The following is a 16,655-nucleotide window of genomic DNA, read 5'->3' on the forward strand; positions in this document are numbered from 1 at the left end:
CGCCGTCAACTGAAATCCGCGATGCGCGCGTCCAGCGAGAACATGCCCTGATAGACCTCCGGCTCACTCGCCCGTCCCAGGATGTGGGGTGCAATCGCGCGCGCCTGCCGCAAGGCGTGCTGCAACGAGGCGACGTCGAGCGCCTCGATCAGCAAGATTCCTTCGAAAAAGCCCTCATCCTTCCGCATGCCCTTTTCGGCTGTTCGCACCGACGTCCGCGCCTCGTCGGTCGCCCCGATCTGCACGGCGGCGATCCCGTCGCACGCAACCAGCGCCTCAGCCAATTCTTGCGGGTTTTCCGGCAAGGTCTCGATCCGCAGCGCCATGATGGTGGCGCCCTCGCCCCGGCCGGCACGAGCGACCATGCCCCCCCCGCCCCGCATGAAGTTGCCGAGCTTCGGCATGATGCGCTGCGACCACGGCGTCGGCGCGTTCAGGCGCGCCAGATAGGCCTCGCCATCGAGCACCTCGGGTGTATCAAGCTCGTACAGGATGAAAAAGCGGTTGATGTCGTCCCGCGCCGCGCGGAAGACGCGCGATGCCAGGAAGCCCCTGGTGGTCACGCGTTCGGTGGTGTGCTCACGCGTCAACCAGTGCCGGTAATCGGTCAGGTCATGCGCCGCGACATCGCTCCAGATCGCCAGAAATCCTGCTCCGCGCATCGCGCTTCATCCTCCCTTACGTCTTGAGCCCGTGCAGCGCCGCCGGAATCGTGCCGGGCAATTGTCCAAGCCGCTGAACCGCCGCCAGCAGCGCGGCGAGATAGCCGTAGGGACCGAGGCCGCAGATCACGGACGTGCAGGCGCCCGACGTGATCGAATGGCGGTGCAGCTCGTCGCGTGCGTGGATGTTCGAGATATGCAGCTCGATCTTTGGTCCCTCGAAAATCTTCAGTGCATCGATCAGCGCGATCGAGGTGAAGGAATAGCCGGCCGGGTTGATGATGATCGCATCCGCCTTGCCATGCGCCGACTGGATCAGGCTGACGAGCTCGCCCTCCATGTTGGACTGATGGAACGAGATCGAGACGCCGAGCTGATCAGCCAAGGCCTGACAGCTCGCCTCGATCTCCTTCAGCGTCGTGCGGCCGTAGATGTGCGGCTCCCTGATACCGAGAAAATTGAGATTGGGTCCATTGAGGATCATGATCTGAGCGGCCATTTTCACGCTTCCTTCTGTCGTTTCCATTGCAACTAGCCACCAAACCATTTCGCCGGGATCGTCACCAGTCCCGGGAACAGCACCATCGCCAGCAGCACGATCAGTTGCGCGATCATGAAGGGCCAGACGCCCTTGATGATGTCCTCCATGCTGATCCTGGCGACGCCGCAGACGACGTTCAGCACGATTCCGACCGGAGGCGTGATCAGGCCGATGGCATTGTTGATGATGAAGAGGACGCCGAAATAGACCGGGTCGATGCCGGCCGCCTTGATGATCGGCATCAGGATCGGCGTGAGGATGAGGATCGTCGGCGTCATGTCGAGCGCCGTTCCGACGATGACAACCACGACCATGATCGCGAGCATCAGCAGCGTGTTGTTGCCCATGAAGGGCTTGAGCAGCGTCACGACCTGGGTGGAGATCTCGGACACGGTGATCAACCAGGATGATACCAGCGCCGCCGCAACTAGGAACATGACGATGCTCGTCGTCACGGCCGAGGAGACGAAGATCGCGTAGAGCTGCGATAGTTTCAGTTCACCGTAGATGCAGGTCGCGACGAACAGGGAGTAGACGGCGACGACCACCGCAGCTTCCGTCGGCGTGAAGATGCCAAAACGCAGGCCGACCACGATGATGACCGGCAGCATCAGCGCCCAGAAGCCGTCGACGACGGCCTTGATGATCTCCGACCACGAGGCCCGTGGCGGCGGCGTCAGGTTCTCTTTCCGCACCACCCATGCCCACGCCATGCAGAGCCCTGCGCCGAGCAGCAGCCCCGGCACGATGCCGGCCAGAAACAGTTTCGAGATCGAGACCCCGGCGGCGACGCCGAAGATGACGAAGCCGATGCTGGGCGGAATGACGGGGGCAATGATGCCGCCCGCCGCGACGAGGCCCGCCGCGTAGGCTTTCTTGTGTCCCGCAGCCACCATCATCGGCACCAGCAGGGCCGCGAGCGCCGCCGCATCGGCCGCCGCCGAGCCCGACAGCGATGCGAGGATGCAGGACGCCAGGATCGTAACGTAGCCAAGTCCGCCGCGGAAATGTCCGACCGCAACGAGCGCGACATTGACGATGCGCCTGGCCAGCCCTCCCTTGTTCATGATCTCGCCGGCGAGCATGAAGAAGGGAATGGCCATCAGCGGAAAGCTGTCCGCGCCGTTGATGACGTTCTGCGCCACGATCTGGGCGTCGAACATGTCGATCGTGCTCATCAGGGCGACGCCGCAGACGATAAGCGCAAAGGCGATCGGCATGCCCAGCGCCATGGCGCCGAGCAGCGAGAAGGTGAAGACGGCGATCGTCATGACGCGATCCCGGTGGATTGCTGGATGCGAGCGCGGCCTTGCAAGATTCGACGAGACATCAGTGCTCTTCCGATTCCTTGACGGCCACCATGTCGGCCTCGCTGGCCTGTCCCGTGAGCACGCGGATGAGGTCGTAAAGGAGGATGACCCCGGTCGACACGCCGAAGATCACGCCGACCGCGTAGAAAATGGCCATGGAAAGACCGGTGGCCGGCGCACGATCATCCAGGTTGATGATGGTCTGCCGCCAACTGCCGGAGAGCAGCAGCCAGTCGGCAAACAGCATCAGGCAGTAGTTGACGACGAAGCAGATGCGCTTGCCGGAAGCCGGCAGCATCCGGACCAGGGTGTCGACGCCGAGATGGGCGTGCTCGCGCATCGCGACGATGGCGCCGAGGAAAGTCAACCAGACCAGCAGCCAGCGCGACAGCTCCTCGGAAATCGTGATGCCGGAGTTGAAGCCGTAGCGCAGCACGACGTTGCCGAACACCAGCACCACCATGACGGCAAGACACGCGGCGATGACGGCCTTCAAGAACGTGCAATAAAGATCGAGGGCTCGCGCCATACGTGACGTCCGGGCAAATGAGGGTGTGAGCCGGCCGGTGGCCGGCTCTGCTGCTTGGCGCGTTCGAGAATAGACTATTTCACGTCCTTGCGGATGCGCTCGACCTCTTCGTTGAAGAGCTTCACCGTATCGGAACGAAGATTGGCCGAAATCTTGTCCACGACGGGTTGCACCGCCTTCCGCATGCGCTCGGTCTCTTCAGGCGCGATCGCATTGTACTGCATGCCCTTGGCCTGCAATTCCGCCAGGGCCTTCTCGGTCTGAAGACGCGTCTGCTCCTTCTGATAGCCGCGGCTTTCTTCATAGGCCTCGCGCATCAGCTTCTGCTCGGTCGGCGACAGCTTGTCCCAGAAAATCTTGCTCACCAGGATGATGTTCAGGGTGAAGGTGTGGTTCGTTGCGGAGACGTATTTCTGCACTTCGTAGAATTTGTTGGACAGAATGACCGTGTAGGGATTCTCCTGGCCGTCGACGGTGCGGGTCTCCAGCGCCGAATACAGCTCGCCGAAGGCCATCGGGACCGGATTGGCCTTAAACGCGCTGAAGCTTTCGAGATAGACCGGGTTCGGAATCACGCGAAGCTTGAGCCCGCTGAAGTCCTCGACCTTGGTGATCGGGCGGGTGCTGTTGGTGACGTTGCGAAAGCCCAGGCCCCAATAGCCGAGACCCGTCAGTCCCTTCGAGGGCAGCGCATCGAGCATCGCCGTGCCGAATTTGCCGGTCGCGAGCGCATCAGCCTGCTCGGTCGTGTTGAAGAGGAACGGGAAATCGATCAGGCCGAACTCGGGCACGACAGTCGCCAGCGATGTGGTCGAGGCCGATAGCATTTCCTGCGTGCCGCCGCGCAGCGCGGACTGTTGCTGCAATTCGTTGCCGAGCTGCGAGGCCGCGAACTCGCGGACCTTCATCTTGCCCCCGCTCTTCGCCAGCAGGATCTCGGCAAATTTCTGCACGCCAAAGCTGACGGGATGATCGGTGTTGTTCAGGTGGCCCCACCTGATCGTCCGCTCCTGAATATCATCGGCGGCGGATGCGCCGACCGTCAGCGCCACGCAGATCGCCGTCGCCGACAGCGCCCGTACCAACAAGCTCATCGTTTCCTCCCTGTTCTCCGGGCACGAACGGCGGCTTAAGCCATCATTTTCCGCACCCTCAGCTTATTTAGACATCATACATATATTTCTGTGTCAAACGACAATATCCATTTCATATGAGATTTCTGTAGACGTCAGATACATTCATTCTGCTATATTGCTGGCAACATTGATGGTTCGGCCGCCGCAGGGGGCTGGCGATCCGGACAAGCGGGACGAGAAGCCCATGACGTCACTCGAGGAACGGCCAATGTCGGCGGGCGACAGCGGCTATCAGCGCATTCGCTCCGACATCATTTTCGGCGTGCTCACGCCCTCGGGGCGTCTCCGGCTCGACGCGATGAAGGAGGATTACGGTGTCAGCATCTCGACGCTGCGTGAGATCCTCAATCGCCTGACGTCCGAAGGCTTTGTGGTCGCCGAAGGCCAGCGTGGATTCGAGGTGGCGCCCATCTCGATCCAGAACCTGCGCGAGCTCGCCGACCTGCGCATCCTGCTGGAGCATCATGCGATGGCCGAGTCGTTCCGCGCCGGCGACGTCGAGTGGGAAGGCCGCGTCGTGTCCGCGCATCACAAGCTGGCGGCGACCGAACGCACTGTCCTGAAGGAGGGCGACGATCCCGAGCTGCGCAAGCGGTATGACGGCGAATTCCACCAGGCTTTGATTTCAAGCTGCGGGTCGCGCGAGTTGATGCATACCCACTCGGTCGTGTTCGACAAATATTTTCGCTATGCGCTGCGCTATCGCGGTGCGGAGACGATCAACCAGCACAAGGCCCTGCTGGAAGCCGCCCTGAAGCGGGACATCAAGAGCGCCAGGAACGTCCTCAGCGACCACATCAATGGCTGCGTCGCGCATGCGCTGTCCTCATGGAAGGACCGCTGACCGCCCTCTCCCGCCGAGAAGATCAAGTCGTCGACGAAAAAGAACGATCAATGCCCCCCAAAATTCCATTCTCCACGACCAGGCTTGACGGCCTGCTCGACGCTTCAGGCATCGACGTCCTTATCGTGACCTCCAGGCACAACATTCAGTACCTTCTCGGCGGCTACTATCACTTCCAGTTCGACTACATGGAAGCGATCGGCGTCAGTCGGTTTCTGCCCGTCATCGTCTATGTGAAGGGCGCGCCGGACAAGTCGGCCTACATCGCCAACCGCAACGAACGGGACAGCGTCCAGAACAGGACGGAAGCCGGATACTGGATGCCCCCGGTCGTGTTCGGATCGTCAACCTCGATCGAAGCGATGACGCTCGCTCTCGAGCATGTCAAAGCGATCGCGACGCCCGGGTTTCATATCGGGATCGAGATGTCGTTCCTGCCGACCGATGCGGCGGACGTGCTGCGCCGGGAGCTGCCCGATTGCCAACTCGTTGAGGCGATGCGTCCACTCGAGAAGCTGCGATCAATCAAGACCGCGGCCGAGTTGGAGAGTCTGCGCGAGGCGTCCGAGCGCGTGGTCGCCTCCATGCTGGACGCGGTCAACCACGCCCGACCCGGACACAGCAAGCGCGAGATCATCGCTCATCTGCGGCAGGCCGAGCTGTCCCGCGACATGATCTTCGAATACGCCCTGGTGACCATCGGGACGAGCCTCAACCGCGCTCCCTCGGACCAGCGTCTCGAGCCTGGCGACATCGTCTCGCTGGATTCGGGCGGCAACTACCGAGGCTACATCGGCGATCTTTGCCGGATGGCCGTGCACGGCGCGCCGGATGGGGAGCTCGTCGATCTGCTCGCTGAAGTCGACATGATCCAGCAAGCGGCCCGCGCGCCGATACGGGCAGGTCTTGTCGGTGCCGAGATCTACACCGCCGCAAATGAAGCGCTCGCGCGATCCGCCCACGGCGAGCAAATGCATTTCGTCGCCCATGGCATGGGCATCGTCAGCCACGAAGCGCCCCGCCTGACGTCGAACGGTCCCATTCCCTATCCCGCCGACGACGCCAACGCACCGCTGGAAGCCGGCATGATCATTTCGATTGAGACCACGTTGCCCCACAAGCGACGGGGCTTCATCAAGCTCGAGGATACGATCGCCGTGACTGCGGACGGGTATCAGGCGTTTGGCGACGGCGCGCGCGGCTGGAACCGGATTCCAGAATGACCATGAATCTGATCCCCGCACATCGAGTCGAGACCGCGGTTGCCAGCACGGACATCCTTGGTGAGACGCCGTTGTGGTGCGACCGGTCACGCAAGCTGTGGTGGATCGACATCGACGGCCGGCTGCATCAATCCTTCGACCCGGCCACGGGCGCCCATCATGTGTCCTCCTATGATGGCCAATTCCTCGGCAGTCAGGCCCTGACGGCGGATGGCTCGCATCTGCTCGCGCAGGATTTGCGTCTGTCCCGTCGCTCGTCCGACGGCGTCCCTCCCGGTCATTTCTGCGAGGTCGAGAACGGCCCGGACAACCGCCTCAACGACGGCCGCGTCGACGCGCGCGGCCGCCTGTGGATCGGCTCCATGGACAACCAATTGCACCGGCCAAACGGTGCGCTGTATCGGGTCACCGGTGACGGCCAAGTGATGCGCATGTTCGGTGACGTCATCGTGACCAACGGGATCGCATTCGCCCCCGACAACCGCACGCTCTATTTCACGGACACGCGGCGATATCGGACCTGGGCTTTCGACTTCGATCTCGACCACGGCGCGATCGGTAACAGGCGCTTGTTTGCCGACTATAGCGCTTCCGGAGAGAGACCCGACGGCGCCTGCGTCGACGTTGACGGCGGGCTGTGGACGGCGTTCTTCTCGGGCGGCCGGATCGCGCGCTATCGACCGGACGGGCAGATCGACACCGTTATCCCCCTGCCCGTCACCAATCCGACCTGCCTGTGCTTTGGCGGAGATGATCTCAAGACGCTGTATGTCACGACAGCGCGAAAGTTTCTGGATCCGCAGCGGTTGAGCATCGAGCCTGAGGCCGGTCATCTGCTTGCCATCCATGGCGTCGCGCAAGGCCTGCCCGAGCACCGGTTCTCGATCAGCGGCATTGTTGACTGAAGCAGCACGCATGCTCGCATGCGGAGCTAGGATCGTGCCCGATTATCTGTACGTAGCATTGCGCTGATTTGCGAATGTGTCCGATCAGCAAACCAAGTTTGTTTGCTCGATCCGTGCTCCCGTTGCGCTGGATCAAGTCACGCAGGCGTTCCCGGATCACTGTTGTAAAGATGCCGGCTGCGAAGAAAGCTGCGTGGCCCGGAAGTGCATTTGGAGAGTTGTCATGAAGTCGTCTAGGACTGTGCTTGTTGCGTTCATCGTCGCTGCCTCGCCCTGGTTTGTCGGGCCTCTCGCGGCAGCGCCGGCAACCTCCGCGCTGATGCTGCGCGGCGCGGCGGCGCCATCGGTGGAGACTGTGCAATATCGCCGCGGCTGGGGTGGCCACCATCATGGCGGCGTGGGCATTGGAATTGGTGCAGGAATCGCTGGCGCGCTGATCGGCGGGGCAATTATTGGCGCTACGCAGCCCTACGGCTATTACGGCTACCCGCCGGGCTATTACGGTCCGGCCTATGTCGCTCCGCCCCCCTATGTCGATAGCGACGCGGTCGGCTATTGCGCGCAACGCTTCAGGTCATACGACCCGTATTCCGGCACCTATCTTGGCTACGACGGCCTGCGACATCCCTGCCCGTGAGGATGGCAGCCTGAGTTCCGGAGTCTGCTCGGCCACCATCGTCGTGCTGGCAGTCGAGTGGCGGTGGCTTGCGTGAGCCCTACTCCGCCGGCGTGAGCTGCCGGCTCAGGCGCACCACAGCCGTCTCGCGCACGCGAATGCGCGCCCTGCGCTTGCGCCACCAGATCACGACACCGGTGACCGAGAGGGCCGCCACCACCAAGCCCATGATCGAGATCAGGATCCGGCCGAACAATCCCACGATGCGGCCCGAATGCAGCGGGAACTGCGCCTGCACGAAGATGTCGGCGGCGGTGCCGACCCAGGGCAGCCGCTCGCCGAGCGGACGGCCATCCTCGCTGTCGTAGTAGAGCTGCGCTGGACCGACGCCGCCGGCGCCGTGATCGTCGCCGGGATGGAAGAAGGCCGCCGCATAGACGCCATGGGCCGGGCCGTAATTGATCGAGCCGACCGGGACGGTCCACCCTCGCCGCTTGCCGTCGGCAGCAGCCCGCGCGGCGATGTCGGCGAAGCTGACCTTGGGCTCGATGGGATCGTCGAGATCGCGGTAGGGCCGCTGCTCATAGGGCGTCGGCGTGTAGTTCGACACCATCTTCATCAGCGGCGAGAACACCTCGAAATACAGATTCAGCGAGAACGCCGTGAAGGCAATGATGAACAGCAGGCCCCAGGTCCACAGGCTGAAGGCGCGGTGAATGTCGAAATTGATCCGGTAGGCGCTGCCTGATGTCTTGATGGTCCATGCCGGCGCCCAGCGCGCCCAGAAGCCGCGATCGAGCTGGCGCGCGACCTGCGGCGCCCGGGCGGCCTTCTTGCTTCGCCGCGACGGCAGCGTCAGATAGAAGCCGACGAAGCAGTCGATGGTCCAAATGATCGCGATGATTCCGAGCACGCGCATGCCCCAGCGATCGCTGCCCCAGAACTCCGGAATGTGCATGGTGTAGTGCAGCTTGTAGAGGAACGAGACGAGGTTCTCGCGCGTCACCGGCCACACCGCACCCCAATAGCGCCGGCCGAGCTCAACACCCGTGTTGGGATCGAGGAAGACCTGGTTGTAGTCGATCGTGAAACGCTTGCCGGTCGCCGGATCGATCCTCGGCATCACGAAGAACCACAGCGAGTGCCCCTGCTCCGGCGTCATGAAGAGGTAGACGACGCGCGCGCGGGGATCGCGCTGCTCGATCATCCCGGCAAGCTCGATCGAGGGAATCGCCGGACCTTTGGTCGAGACGTCGAACAGATGGCTGTTCAGGACGTCGTCGATCTCGTGGTCCCATGAGATGATCGCACCGGTGATGCCGGAGAAGAACAGGAAGCCGGCCGTCAGCAGTCCCGCCCAGCGATGCAGCTTGCCGAATATCGCTCTCATCGCTCAGGTCTCATTCCGAAGGTCCGGACGCCATTGCCGGACGGACCTACGCACCGCGGCCTAGCCGGTATCGTTTTTGATGTCTCGCCCTAACGCAGCCGATTTCAGAGCGCGATAGGAACAGCGTTAGAATTTCTCCAGACTGTGTGCAGCAGGTGCGGCGAATGCGCTCACGCACGCACAAGCGTTGCATGGTTCGCTGGATCTGGAATTGTTCTAGACGAACTGGCGCGGTCGATCGAACGGGACGTCCGGCGACATCGAAGGCCTGCGCGGAGAACGAATCCTTTACCATGCCCTCGCCGCTCGATTGAGCCTGAGGAACCCCGGCGGTAGACTATGTTGCGGGATATTTCAGCCACTTTGCGGGATGCGCCGCAACGTTCTGTGCCGGCGCGAGCTGGGCATCCGGGGTTCGACATTCATGAGCGAATTGCGCGCTGCGGCCAGGCAATCCACGGCCAGGACCGGGATCATCGAGTTTGACGGCGCCAGGGATGCTGTCAGCATCCCCTGCACGATCTGCGACGTCTCAGGCACGGGCGCGAGACTGAAGCTCGACTGGGCGCTATCGTTTCCGAAAGTGGCCACGCTGGTCTTTGCCGACGGGCTGCGAAAGACCTGCCGTGTTGCGTGGCAGAAGCGACGTTGGCTCGGCGTTGCGTTCGCCGATGGCGTTGCGAGCCCGGACGAGCAGGCCCTCATGATGACCGACGAAGAGCAGGCCCTGCACAGGCAGCATATCGGCGCGCAGGTCAAAGCCGCGCGGGAGGCGCGTGGTTATACCGAGATCCAGATTGCGAATTTCCTCGCCGTCTCGCCCGAGTTCGTGTCACGTGCCGAGAGCGGTGAGATGAGTATCCCTCTCCACCAGCTCACACATCTTGCTGATCTGTTGCTGGTCGACTTCGATAATCTCATTGCCGGACCGGCGTCGATCGGATTGGCGCCGGACGGCGCGCGCGGCAGCGATCTCGAACTGGCGTAGCCGGCCGTCCCGATCGGCTCACGGCCGATCGGCAAAATTCAGCGTCGGCCTTGGCCGCCCTGACCTGGCGAGCGCTTCAGCTCGCGGCTACGGTCGCGGATGCCTTCGTTTGATCGCGCTCAAGGACGGCGCGCACCAGGTCGGATAGTCATTACGTATATATCCTTAAGCAACGCTCCCGATTTTTTGCGGACCGCCTGGTGCGTTAAGGTACCGCCGTGACCGGAGGAGGCCGAGATGACCAACGAAGCAGTCAAAGTGCTGATGATCTTCGCTCTTTATGGGATTCTCGAAGTCATCCTTTGCATCCCCTCGACTCAGAAGCTCAAGACTGCGCTGTCGAAAAGGGTGGCGCACGCCGTGAAGGCTGAACCGAATCGTGCGGCTGCGAGGCAATGACTCGGCGCTGAGCCGACAGGCCCTTGGCGGTAACAAGGTCTGGCTCGGTCACAACGGCTCATCGTCGGCGGTCGACGTCTCCGCGGGGAGCGATACGATATCTCCGCCGCCATAATCGTCCTCCGGATCTGCCCGAAGCGTCTGAAGGCAAAGCCGATCCTCCACCGCCAGGACACCGGGAACGGTTTCGCAGGCCACGACCGCTGCCTGACGCGCGGCCTCGCTTCGGACGACGCCACGCAAGGTCACGACACCGTCCCTGACGCTGACATTCAGTCCGCTTGGATGCCACGGCGCATCCGACATTGCGGCGAGAACAGACTGCCGAATCTGATTGTCGTTCTCCAGGCTGCCCGGGACTTTCGTCAGCGGGCCGGCAACCGTGGACACGAAGTCGGAGCGGGTGATCATCCCGACGATTCGCCCTTCGTGCATCACCGGAATATGGTTGACGCGCCGGCACTCCATCAAGGCGGCGATCTCGCCGAGCGGCGTGTCTTCGGCCACGGTCACCGGGTCAGGTGTCATGACCTGTTCGACCTTCTGCCCGTGCTCCTTCACGAACTCCCGCGCGATGCGGTCTGCTCCGAGCAGGAGCGACAGCAGCCGTCTGCGCACATGCTCCGTCCCGATTTCCGTCCTTCGCAGGAAATCGCTCTCGCAGACGATGCCGACCAGCTTTCCGCCTGCGTCGGTGACCGGCAACCCGCTGAAGTGATGCGACAGCATTAATTGGATCGCGTTGGCAACCGAGGATTCGGGGCTGATCGTGACCACCGGCTGGGACATGATCTGGTGTGCTTGCATGTGTGGTCTCCGGAGCAGCTCACAGATAGCTCCCGCCTCGACCGGCATCTTGACCAGGATCAACGTCGGACCGCGCCCGGGTGCGATGCTGGCGCCGTTCAGCGATCGGGAATCCCATGCGCCTGCGAGCCTTGTACCTTGCAGCTTTCCTGGCAGCGTGCTCGGCGACCGCGGCGCTGCCGGTTCTGCATGGAAGTGCGGCGGCGCAATCCGCGCCGGTCGCCGATCCGATCGCCCTCTCCGACGCGATGACCCGGCTTCAGCTTCAGCACGCCAAGCTGTGGTTTGCCGGCAAGCTCGGCAACTGGGCCCTTGCAAGCTACGAGGTTCAGAAGATCGACCTTACCCTCGAGGCAGCCGGCAAGCTGCTGCCTGCCGAGGGCTCGATCCGGAGCCAGGTCACGCGGACGAAGGAGCAATTGGAGGCCGTGCGCCAAGCCGTCCGGCTCAAGGACCTCTCCGTGTTCACCAAGGCCTATTCGAGCCTGACGAATGAATGCAACGGCTGCCATCGCGCCAACGGATATGCGTCGATCGCGATTCAGCTGCCCGCCATACCACCCGTTCCAAATCAGCTGTTCGTCGATCAGGTGAGCGAGGGCAAGGCGCTTGCGCGCTCGGCCTGCGGAACCTGCCACGTCATTGCAGACGTCGCGAAGGAATCGCCGGCGTCCCGCCCGCCGGCACCGGACCTCCCGGAGATCGTCGTCCGGTCGTCATTCTCGGCCGATGCGATCCGCCAATTGCTCTCGTCGGGCCACCGCCGGATCGGGCCTGCTCAGGCCATGGCCAATCCGAGGCTGACGGAGAACCAGATCGAGGCGGTCGTGGCATATCTCGAGACCTTGCGCGCCGACCGGTCCCGTTAGGCTGTCGTCTTGGCGGTTCGCCGGTGCGAGGCGAGCCGCAATCATCTCCAAATGTCTAGCCCTTGTGGCAGCACGAGCCGCCGCCGCCCTTCTCCTCGCCCGCGAGCACGCTGCGGCTGTTACGATCAGGCGGGATGTCGCCGGCGGCATTGGCCGCGAAGAAGCCGGTGGGCTTCAGTATGAAGCCGGCATATTCGACCGGCATGATCGGAAAGTCCTCGGGCTTGCAGACATGGGTGTGGCCGAAGGAGTGCCACACCACGATGTCGGCATTCTCGATATTGCGGTTCTGCGCGGCGTAGCGCGGCAGGCCGTCGCCGCCGGCGTGGACGTTGGGATAGTCGCCGCTGGCGTATTTTTCGTCCGCATTGAACGCCGTCACCCAGACGTGCTTGGTGGCGAAGCCGCCGCGCTTGCGCACGTAGCTGCCCTCCTGCGCCAGCATGAGCGGGCTCGGGCTGACGACGAGCTTGTAGGCCGGCGCATTGCCGACGGAGTTGGTCTCGTTGGGATTGCTGATTTTCCAGAACCGGCCGGTCTCGCCATTGGCGATCGCCGCGGCGTCCCGCTCGCGCGACAGCACGCGCGTCGTGGTGTCGAATGCGTTGCCATGGGGGTTGTCCGCGCCCCAGGGCCGCGGCACGAACTCGTGCTCGGTGACGGTGTTGCCGCCGCCGTCGAGATTCATGTGCATGCGCACGTTGAAGAAGTGTTGGTGCGTCGGGCCTCCGAGATTGTCGTCGACCATGCCGCCCCATTTGTACGTCTGGCCGGATGGCACCGCGGCGGTCTGGATGATGCCGGTGAGCTTGGCCTCGAGCTGGATCGTGCCGTCCTGGTAGAGGTACCAATAGAAGCCGTAGTCGTAATTGCCGACGGTGGCGAAGAACGAGATGACGAGGCGACGCGAACGGCGGACCTCGAACAGGCCGTTGCGGAATTCATAGTGTTTCCACGCAATTCCGTAGTCTTCTTCATGCATGCAGATCGCGTTCTGCATGACGAATGGCTCACCCCTGTTGTCGGCGGCCGGCACGTCGAAATAATGGATGTTGCCGAGGCAGTCGCAGCCGAGCTCCAGCGCATTGGCGAGCATGCCGAGGCCGTATTCGCCGGCATCGAACGCCGACTTCCAGAAGTGGTTCTCGGTCGGGTCGGCATAGGGCACCACCATCTCGGTGACGCTGGCGCGATGGATCAGCGACCGCTTTCGGGCACCGTCCTGATAGCTGAGCTGATGCAGCACAAGGCCCTCGCGCGGCGTGAAGCCGACGCGAAAGCTCCATTTCTGCCAGTCGACCTTCCAGCCATCTACCTTGAAGCTCGCGCCCTCGGGCTGTTCGATATGCAGCGGCTTGATGTCGGTGCGCGGGTTTTTCACCTCATGCGCACCGTAGTTCCGCTTCTTGCGTGGGATCGGCACGATCGGATCTGCGTCCGTGAGGTGAATGACCTTGCCGGCGATCAGGTCGACGACGGCGACAACGCCCTCGATCGGGTGCGCATAGCCATTGTCCTGAAGGTGCTCGCGGAAAAAGCTGACGGCGCGGACGATACGCGCGCCGCGCTCGAACTCCATGTCGAAGAAGCCCGAGGAAAACGGGTCGACCTGGATCAGCTCGATGTCCTTGTCGGTCAGCCCGCGCCGAACCATCGCCGCGCGCCAGCCGGGGTCGGCCTTGACCACGGCCTCGCATTTGAAGAATTCCTCCAGCATCACCGGCGGCTGCCCATAGGGCGCCTCGCGGTTCGGAATGACTTTTCGCGCGACGATCTCGTTGCGGGCGAGATCGACGACGTGCTCGACCGCCTCGCCTGTGGTGATGTCCAGCGTCAGCGCGAAGGCACGGCGCCCTGCTCTATCAGCGGCCAGCTCCTGCTTGGTGGGCTCTTCCAGCCGCACGGTCGGGAAGCGGCAATTCTCCGGCGAGGTCGCAGCAGCGCGCACCAGCGTGCAGGCCGCGGTGATCTCTTCGGCGGTCAGCGGATCGAGCGCGTGCGGGGTCGCGGTTTGCGCGGTGGCTTTGACGGTATCGAGCATGGTGATGTCCAGACGTCAGCGCGGGGCGAAATGCGTGGTGATGGCGCGGAAGGCGGCGAGCCAGCGGTGGTCGAGCGGAATGTCCATCGCCTTGGGCTGGGTCGCGAGCTTGACGATGACGGTGTCGGTGACAGCATCAATGTAGAGCCACTGACCGTGTATGCCGATCCCGGCGAGATCGTTCCGCGAGGGATCGATCGTGTACCATTTGCTGCGGTAGCGGGCGCCCGGGAAGATGTCGGCGAGGTCGCCGTCGGCCCACGCCCTGGGGTCGCCGTTCTCGTGGATGTCGTCGATCCACCAGCCCGGCACCACCTGCCGTCCCTCGACCAGGCCGCGATTGCGGATCATCTCGCCGAAGCGCAGCAGATCGCGCGCTGTGACCGAGAGACCGCCGGCGATGCGGCCCATGCCGTGGCTGTCGAGCGTGAGTGAGCCATCCTCCTCGGCGCCCAGGGGCTGCCAGAGATATTCGGAGAGGATGCGCGGATAAGGCATGCCGCAGGCGCGCTCATAGACCCAGCCGAGCACCTCGGTGTTGGTCGAGACGTAGTGAAACACCTTGCCATGCGGCTTGCCGGTGCCGCGTAGCGTGGTGAGGTAGGCGCGCTGATGGCCGGGCTCGACGCCCGGCGGAGGCACGTCCCAGCCCGAGGAGAAGCGATAGCGCGCGACGTCGCCGGCGGGGTCCTCGTAATCCTCCTCGAACTTGATCGCGACGGCCATGTCGAGGACGTTGCGAACGGTGCAGCTGCCGTAGACCGAATTCTCCAGCTCCGGCACGTAGCGCACCACCCGCGCCTCGGGATCGAGCAGCCCGCGCGCAGCGAGGACGCCGCCGAGCGTGCCGGCGATCGACTTGCTGATCGAGCAAATCAGATGCGGCGTGGTCACGCTCATGCCGTCGCCGTACCATTCGTGGATCAGCGTGCCCCGGTGCATCACCAGCAGCGCATCGCCAAAGGTCTCCCGCAGCGTGGCCTCGATCGTGGTCGACTTGCCGTCCGGCGCGGTGAAGCCGAGCTTTTGCAGCTCGTGCGGCGCGCTTGGTATCGGCGTCGGATGCGCGGAGCGGCGGACCTCGGCGGTCGGCAGCACTTCGCGGGTGTGGGTAAAGCCCCAGCGGATTGCAGGAAAGCTGCGCCAGTTGGCGCGGGTCACCTGGGCCTCTGGCGCGGGCGGGCTGCCGCGCATGATCTCGGTCGGTCGCATCTCTATCCCTCCGCGAAGCCCGATCCCAACCCCGGTGTTGGGAACGGCAACGAAGACTGCACCCGGGCGCCGTCCGGCGTTATCGAGATCCGGCAATATTTTGCTGGACAGGCACCATGGCCGTGCCAGTCTGGCGTGGTTCTTGCTAGCTATTCGACTTGCAGATTCCAATGTAGTGTCATGGCCTTAAGCGCAACTCTTCCGATTCAGGACTCAGCTCCCAATCTGCTTCAGGCGAGCAGTACGGACGTCGACGAGCACTGCGCCGGCCTCGGCCGTTGGCGGCTGAGCTACGATCAGATCAGCGCCGGCGCGTTCCGCGGCAGCTTTACGCAGCTCTCTTTGCCCCGGCTCGAAGTGTTCCGCGAGATCACCAGCCAGCAGGTGCGCCAACACGGCCAGCTCGGAGCCGACAGCTTTGCCATCGGCCTGCCCTGGCACGACGATGCCGAGGTCAGTTGCAACGGGACCAGTGCCAGGGGCGCCCGCGTGCTCGCCAGCATCGACGCTGAGATCGACATGTGTACGCCGAAGGCCTTCGAGCTGCGCGGTGTCGTTGCCGGCACAATGCTGATCGCGGAGCTTGCAGCCCGGCTCGATATCGAGTTGCCGCGCGCCGTCTGGCACCAGTTGCGGGTGATCGAGACCGAGGAAGCACCGGTCGCGCGGCTGCGCGCCCTTCTGACTGCGATTCAAGAGACTATCACGACTGCCCCGGAAAGGTTCGATGATCTCGTGGCGCGCCAGGCGCTGGAGGATGCCCTCCTCGTCGAGATCCTGGACATGTTGCCGACGGCACGCGCCAGCGACCCCGGCCGCAGCTCAGCGGCCCGGCGGCGCACCGTCGATCGCGCCCGCGAGCTGATGCATGGCAGCGGCGATCGTTCGCTATCAATTCTGGAAGTCTGCAAGGCGGTCGGCGCGAGCCCGCGCAAGCTCGGCTATTGTTTCCAGGAAGTGGTGGGCACCAGCCCGATGCACTATTGGCGCGCGATGCGCCTGAACCGCGTGCGGCGGGATCTCAAGCGCGCCGGCGACACTGACGTTTCCGTCTACGACGTCGCCGTACAGCACGGCTTCTGGCACTTCAGCCAGTTCTCGCTCGACTACAAGCGCCACTTTTCCGAGTTGCCCTCGGAGACGCTGCGGCGCGCCAGGCTGGCGGCCTGACGCACTGTCTGCC

At 63.5% G+C, this 16,655-nt stretch carries 17 protein-coding genes; 8 read left to right on the forward strand and 9 right to left on the reverse strand.

The features are described 5' to 3' along the window. Nucleotides 1–5: 5 nt before the first annotated feature. The 5 genes from FNV92_RS18575 to FNV92_RS18595 form a co-directional block, all read right to left on the reverse strand. Nucleotides 6–662 carry a hypothetical protein gene (locus FNV92_RS18575; protein ID WP_143845215.1) on the reverse strand — a complete coding sequence of 219 codons (657 nt, stop codon included), beginning with the start codon at nt 660–662 and terminating at the stop codon, nt 6–8. 16 nt (nt 663–678) lie between these two features. Next, the gene (gene aroQ, locus FNV92_RS18580) at nt 679–1,161 is read right to left on the reverse strand and encodes a type II 3-dehydroquinate dehydratase (protein WP_143845213.1); all 483 of its coding nucleotides are present in this window, start codon (nt 1,159–1,161) and stop codon (nt 679–681) included. Nucleotides 1,162–1,193: 32 nt separating this feature from the next. After that, entirely contained in the window at nt 1,194–2,474 is a 1,281-nt protein-coding gene (locus FNV92_RS18585; RefSeq protein WP_143845211.1) for a TRAP transporter large permease, read from the reverse strand. A gap of 58 nt (nt 2,475–2,532) precedes the next feature. Further along, nucleotides 2,533–3,042 (reverse strand): TRAP transporter small permease, encoded by a 510-nt coding sequence (locus FNV92_RS18590; RefSeq protein WP_143845209.1) that lies wholly within the window; start codon nt 3,040–3,042, stop codon nt 2,533–2,535. Between the two features lie 74 nt (nt 3,043–3,116). Continuing rightward, nucleotides 3,117–4,136 carry a TRAP transporter substrate-binding protein gene (locus tag FNV92_RS18595; protein WP_143845208.1) on the reverse strand — a complete coding sequence of 340 codons (1,020 nt, stop codon included), beginning with the start codon at nt 4,134–4,136 and terminating at the stop codon, nt 3,117–3,119. A gap of 226 nt (nt 4,137–4,362) precedes the next feature. Between FNV92_RS18595 and FNV92_RS18600 the strand changes: the two genes are divergently transcribed. The 4 genes from FNV92_RS18600 (at nt 4,363) to FNV92_RS18615 (ending at nt 7,787) form a co-directional block, all read left to right on the forward strand. Beyond that, nucleotides 4,363–5,022 carry a GntR family transcriptional regulator gene (locus FNV92_RS18600; protein WP_143845206.1) on the forward strand — a complete coding sequence of 220 codons (660 nt, stop codon included), beginning with the start codon at nt 4,363–4,365 and terminating at the stop codon, nt 5,020–5,022. Nucleotides 5,023–5,072: 50 nt separating this feature from the next. Beyond that, nucleotides 5,073–6,245, forward strand: a complete 1,173-nt coding sequence (locus tag FNV92_RS18605) for a M24 family metallopeptidase (protein ID WP_143845204.1) — start codon at nt 5,073–5,075, stop codon at nt 6,243–6,245. Further along, nucleotides 6,242–7,150 carry an SMP-30/gluconolactonase/LRE family protein gene (locus FNV92_RS18610; protein WP_143845202.1) on the forward strand — a complete coding sequence of 303 codons (909 nt, stop codon included), beginning with the start codon at nt 6,242–6,244 and terminating at the stop codon, nt 7,148–7,150. Before FNV92_RS18605 ends, FNV92_RS18610 begins: the two co-directional genes overlap by 4 nt. A 223-nt stretch (nt 7,151–7,373) precedes the next feature. Next, nucleotides 7,374–7,787 (forward strand): BA14K family protein, encoded by a 414-nt coding sequence (locus FNV92_RS18615; protein WP_143845200.1) that lies wholly within the window; start codon nt 7,374–7,376, stop codon nt 7,785–7,787. Nucleotides 7,788–7,866: 79 nt separating this feature from the next. On the opposite strand, the gene fsrB is transcribed toward FNV92_RS18615, so the two are convergent. Next, a complete protein-coding gene (gene fsrB / locus FNV92_RS18620) occupies nt 7,867–9,156 on the reverse strand; it encodes a siderophore utilization protein FsrB (RefSeq protein WP_143845198.1) in 1,290 nt (429 codons plus the stop codon). Nucleotides 9,157–9,580: 424 nt separating this feature from the next. On the opposite strand from fsrB, the gene FNV92_RS18625 reads away from it, so the two are divergent. Together FNV92_RS18625 and FNV92_RS18630 are read left to right on the forward strand one after the other, a co-directional pair. Beyond that, the gene (locus FNV92_RS18625) at nt 9,581–10,144 is read left to right on the forward strand and encodes a helix-turn-helix domain-containing protein (RefSeq protein WP_168213652.1); all 564 of its coding nucleotides are present in this window, start codon (nt 9,581–9,583) and stop codon (nt 10,142–10,144) included. A 237-nt stretch (nt 10,145–10,381) separates the two neighbouring features. Further along, nucleotides 10,382–10,543, forward strand: a complete 162-nt coding sequence (locus tag FNV92_RS18630) for a hypothetical protein (RefSeq protein ID WP_168213651.1) — start codon at nt 10,382–10,384, stop codon at nt 10,541–10,543. Between the two features lie 48 nt (nt 10,544–10,591). On the opposite strand, the gene FNV92_RS18635 is transcribed toward FNV92_RS18630, so the two are convergent. Then, nucleotides 10,592–11,350: a CBS domain-containing protein gene (locus tag FNV92_RS18635; protein ID WP_143845196.1), complete on the reverse strand. Its 759-nt coding sequence runs from the start codon at nt 11,348–11,350 to the stop codon at nt 10,592–10,594. Nucleotides 11,351–11,466: 116 nt separating this feature from the next. Here FNV92_RS18635 and FNV92_RS18640 point away from each other — a divergent pair, with 116 nt between their 5' ends. Further along, nucleotides 11,467–12,219 (forward strand): c-type cytochrome, encoded by a 753-nt coding sequence (locus FNV92_RS18640; RefSeq protein WP_143845194.1) that lies wholly within the window; start codon nt 11,467–11,469, stop codon nt 12,217–12,219. A gap of 55 nt (nt 12,220–12,274) precedes the next feature. Here FNV92_RS18640 and FNV92_RS18645 read toward each other — a convergent pair whose 3' ends face one another. Together FNV92_RS18645 and FNV92_RS18650 are read right to left on the reverse strand one after the other, a co-directional pair. Beyond that, entirely contained in the window at nt 12,275–14,260 is a 1,986-nt protein-coding gene (locus FNV92_RS18645; protein WP_143845192.1) for a primary-amine oxidase, read from the reverse strand. Nucleotides 14,261–14,275: 15 nt separating this feature from the next. Continuing rightward, nucleotides 14,276–15,472 (reverse strand): serine hydrolase domain-containing protein, encoded by a 1,197-nt coding sequence (locus FNV92_RS18650; RefSeq protein WP_143845190.1) that lies wholly within the window; start codon nt 15,470–15,472, stop codon nt 14,276–14,278. A gap of 180 nt (nt 15,473–15,652) precedes the next feature. On the opposite strand from FNV92_RS18650, the gene FNV92_RS18655 reads away from it, so the two are divergent. Then, nucleotides 15,653–16,642, forward strand: coding sequence for a helix-turn-helix domain-containing protein (locus FNV92_RS18655; protein WP_143845188.1), 990 nt, complete (start codon nt 15,653–15,655; stop codon nt 16,640–16,642). The last annotated feature ends 13 nt before the right edge of the window (nt 16,643–16,655 follow it).

The sequence above is a fragment of the Bradyrhizobium cosmicum genome (assembly GCF_007290395.2).
GTDB lineage: Bacteria > Pseudomonadota > Alphaproteobacteria > Rhizobiales > Xanthobacteraceae > Bradyrhizobium > Bradyrhizobium cosmicum.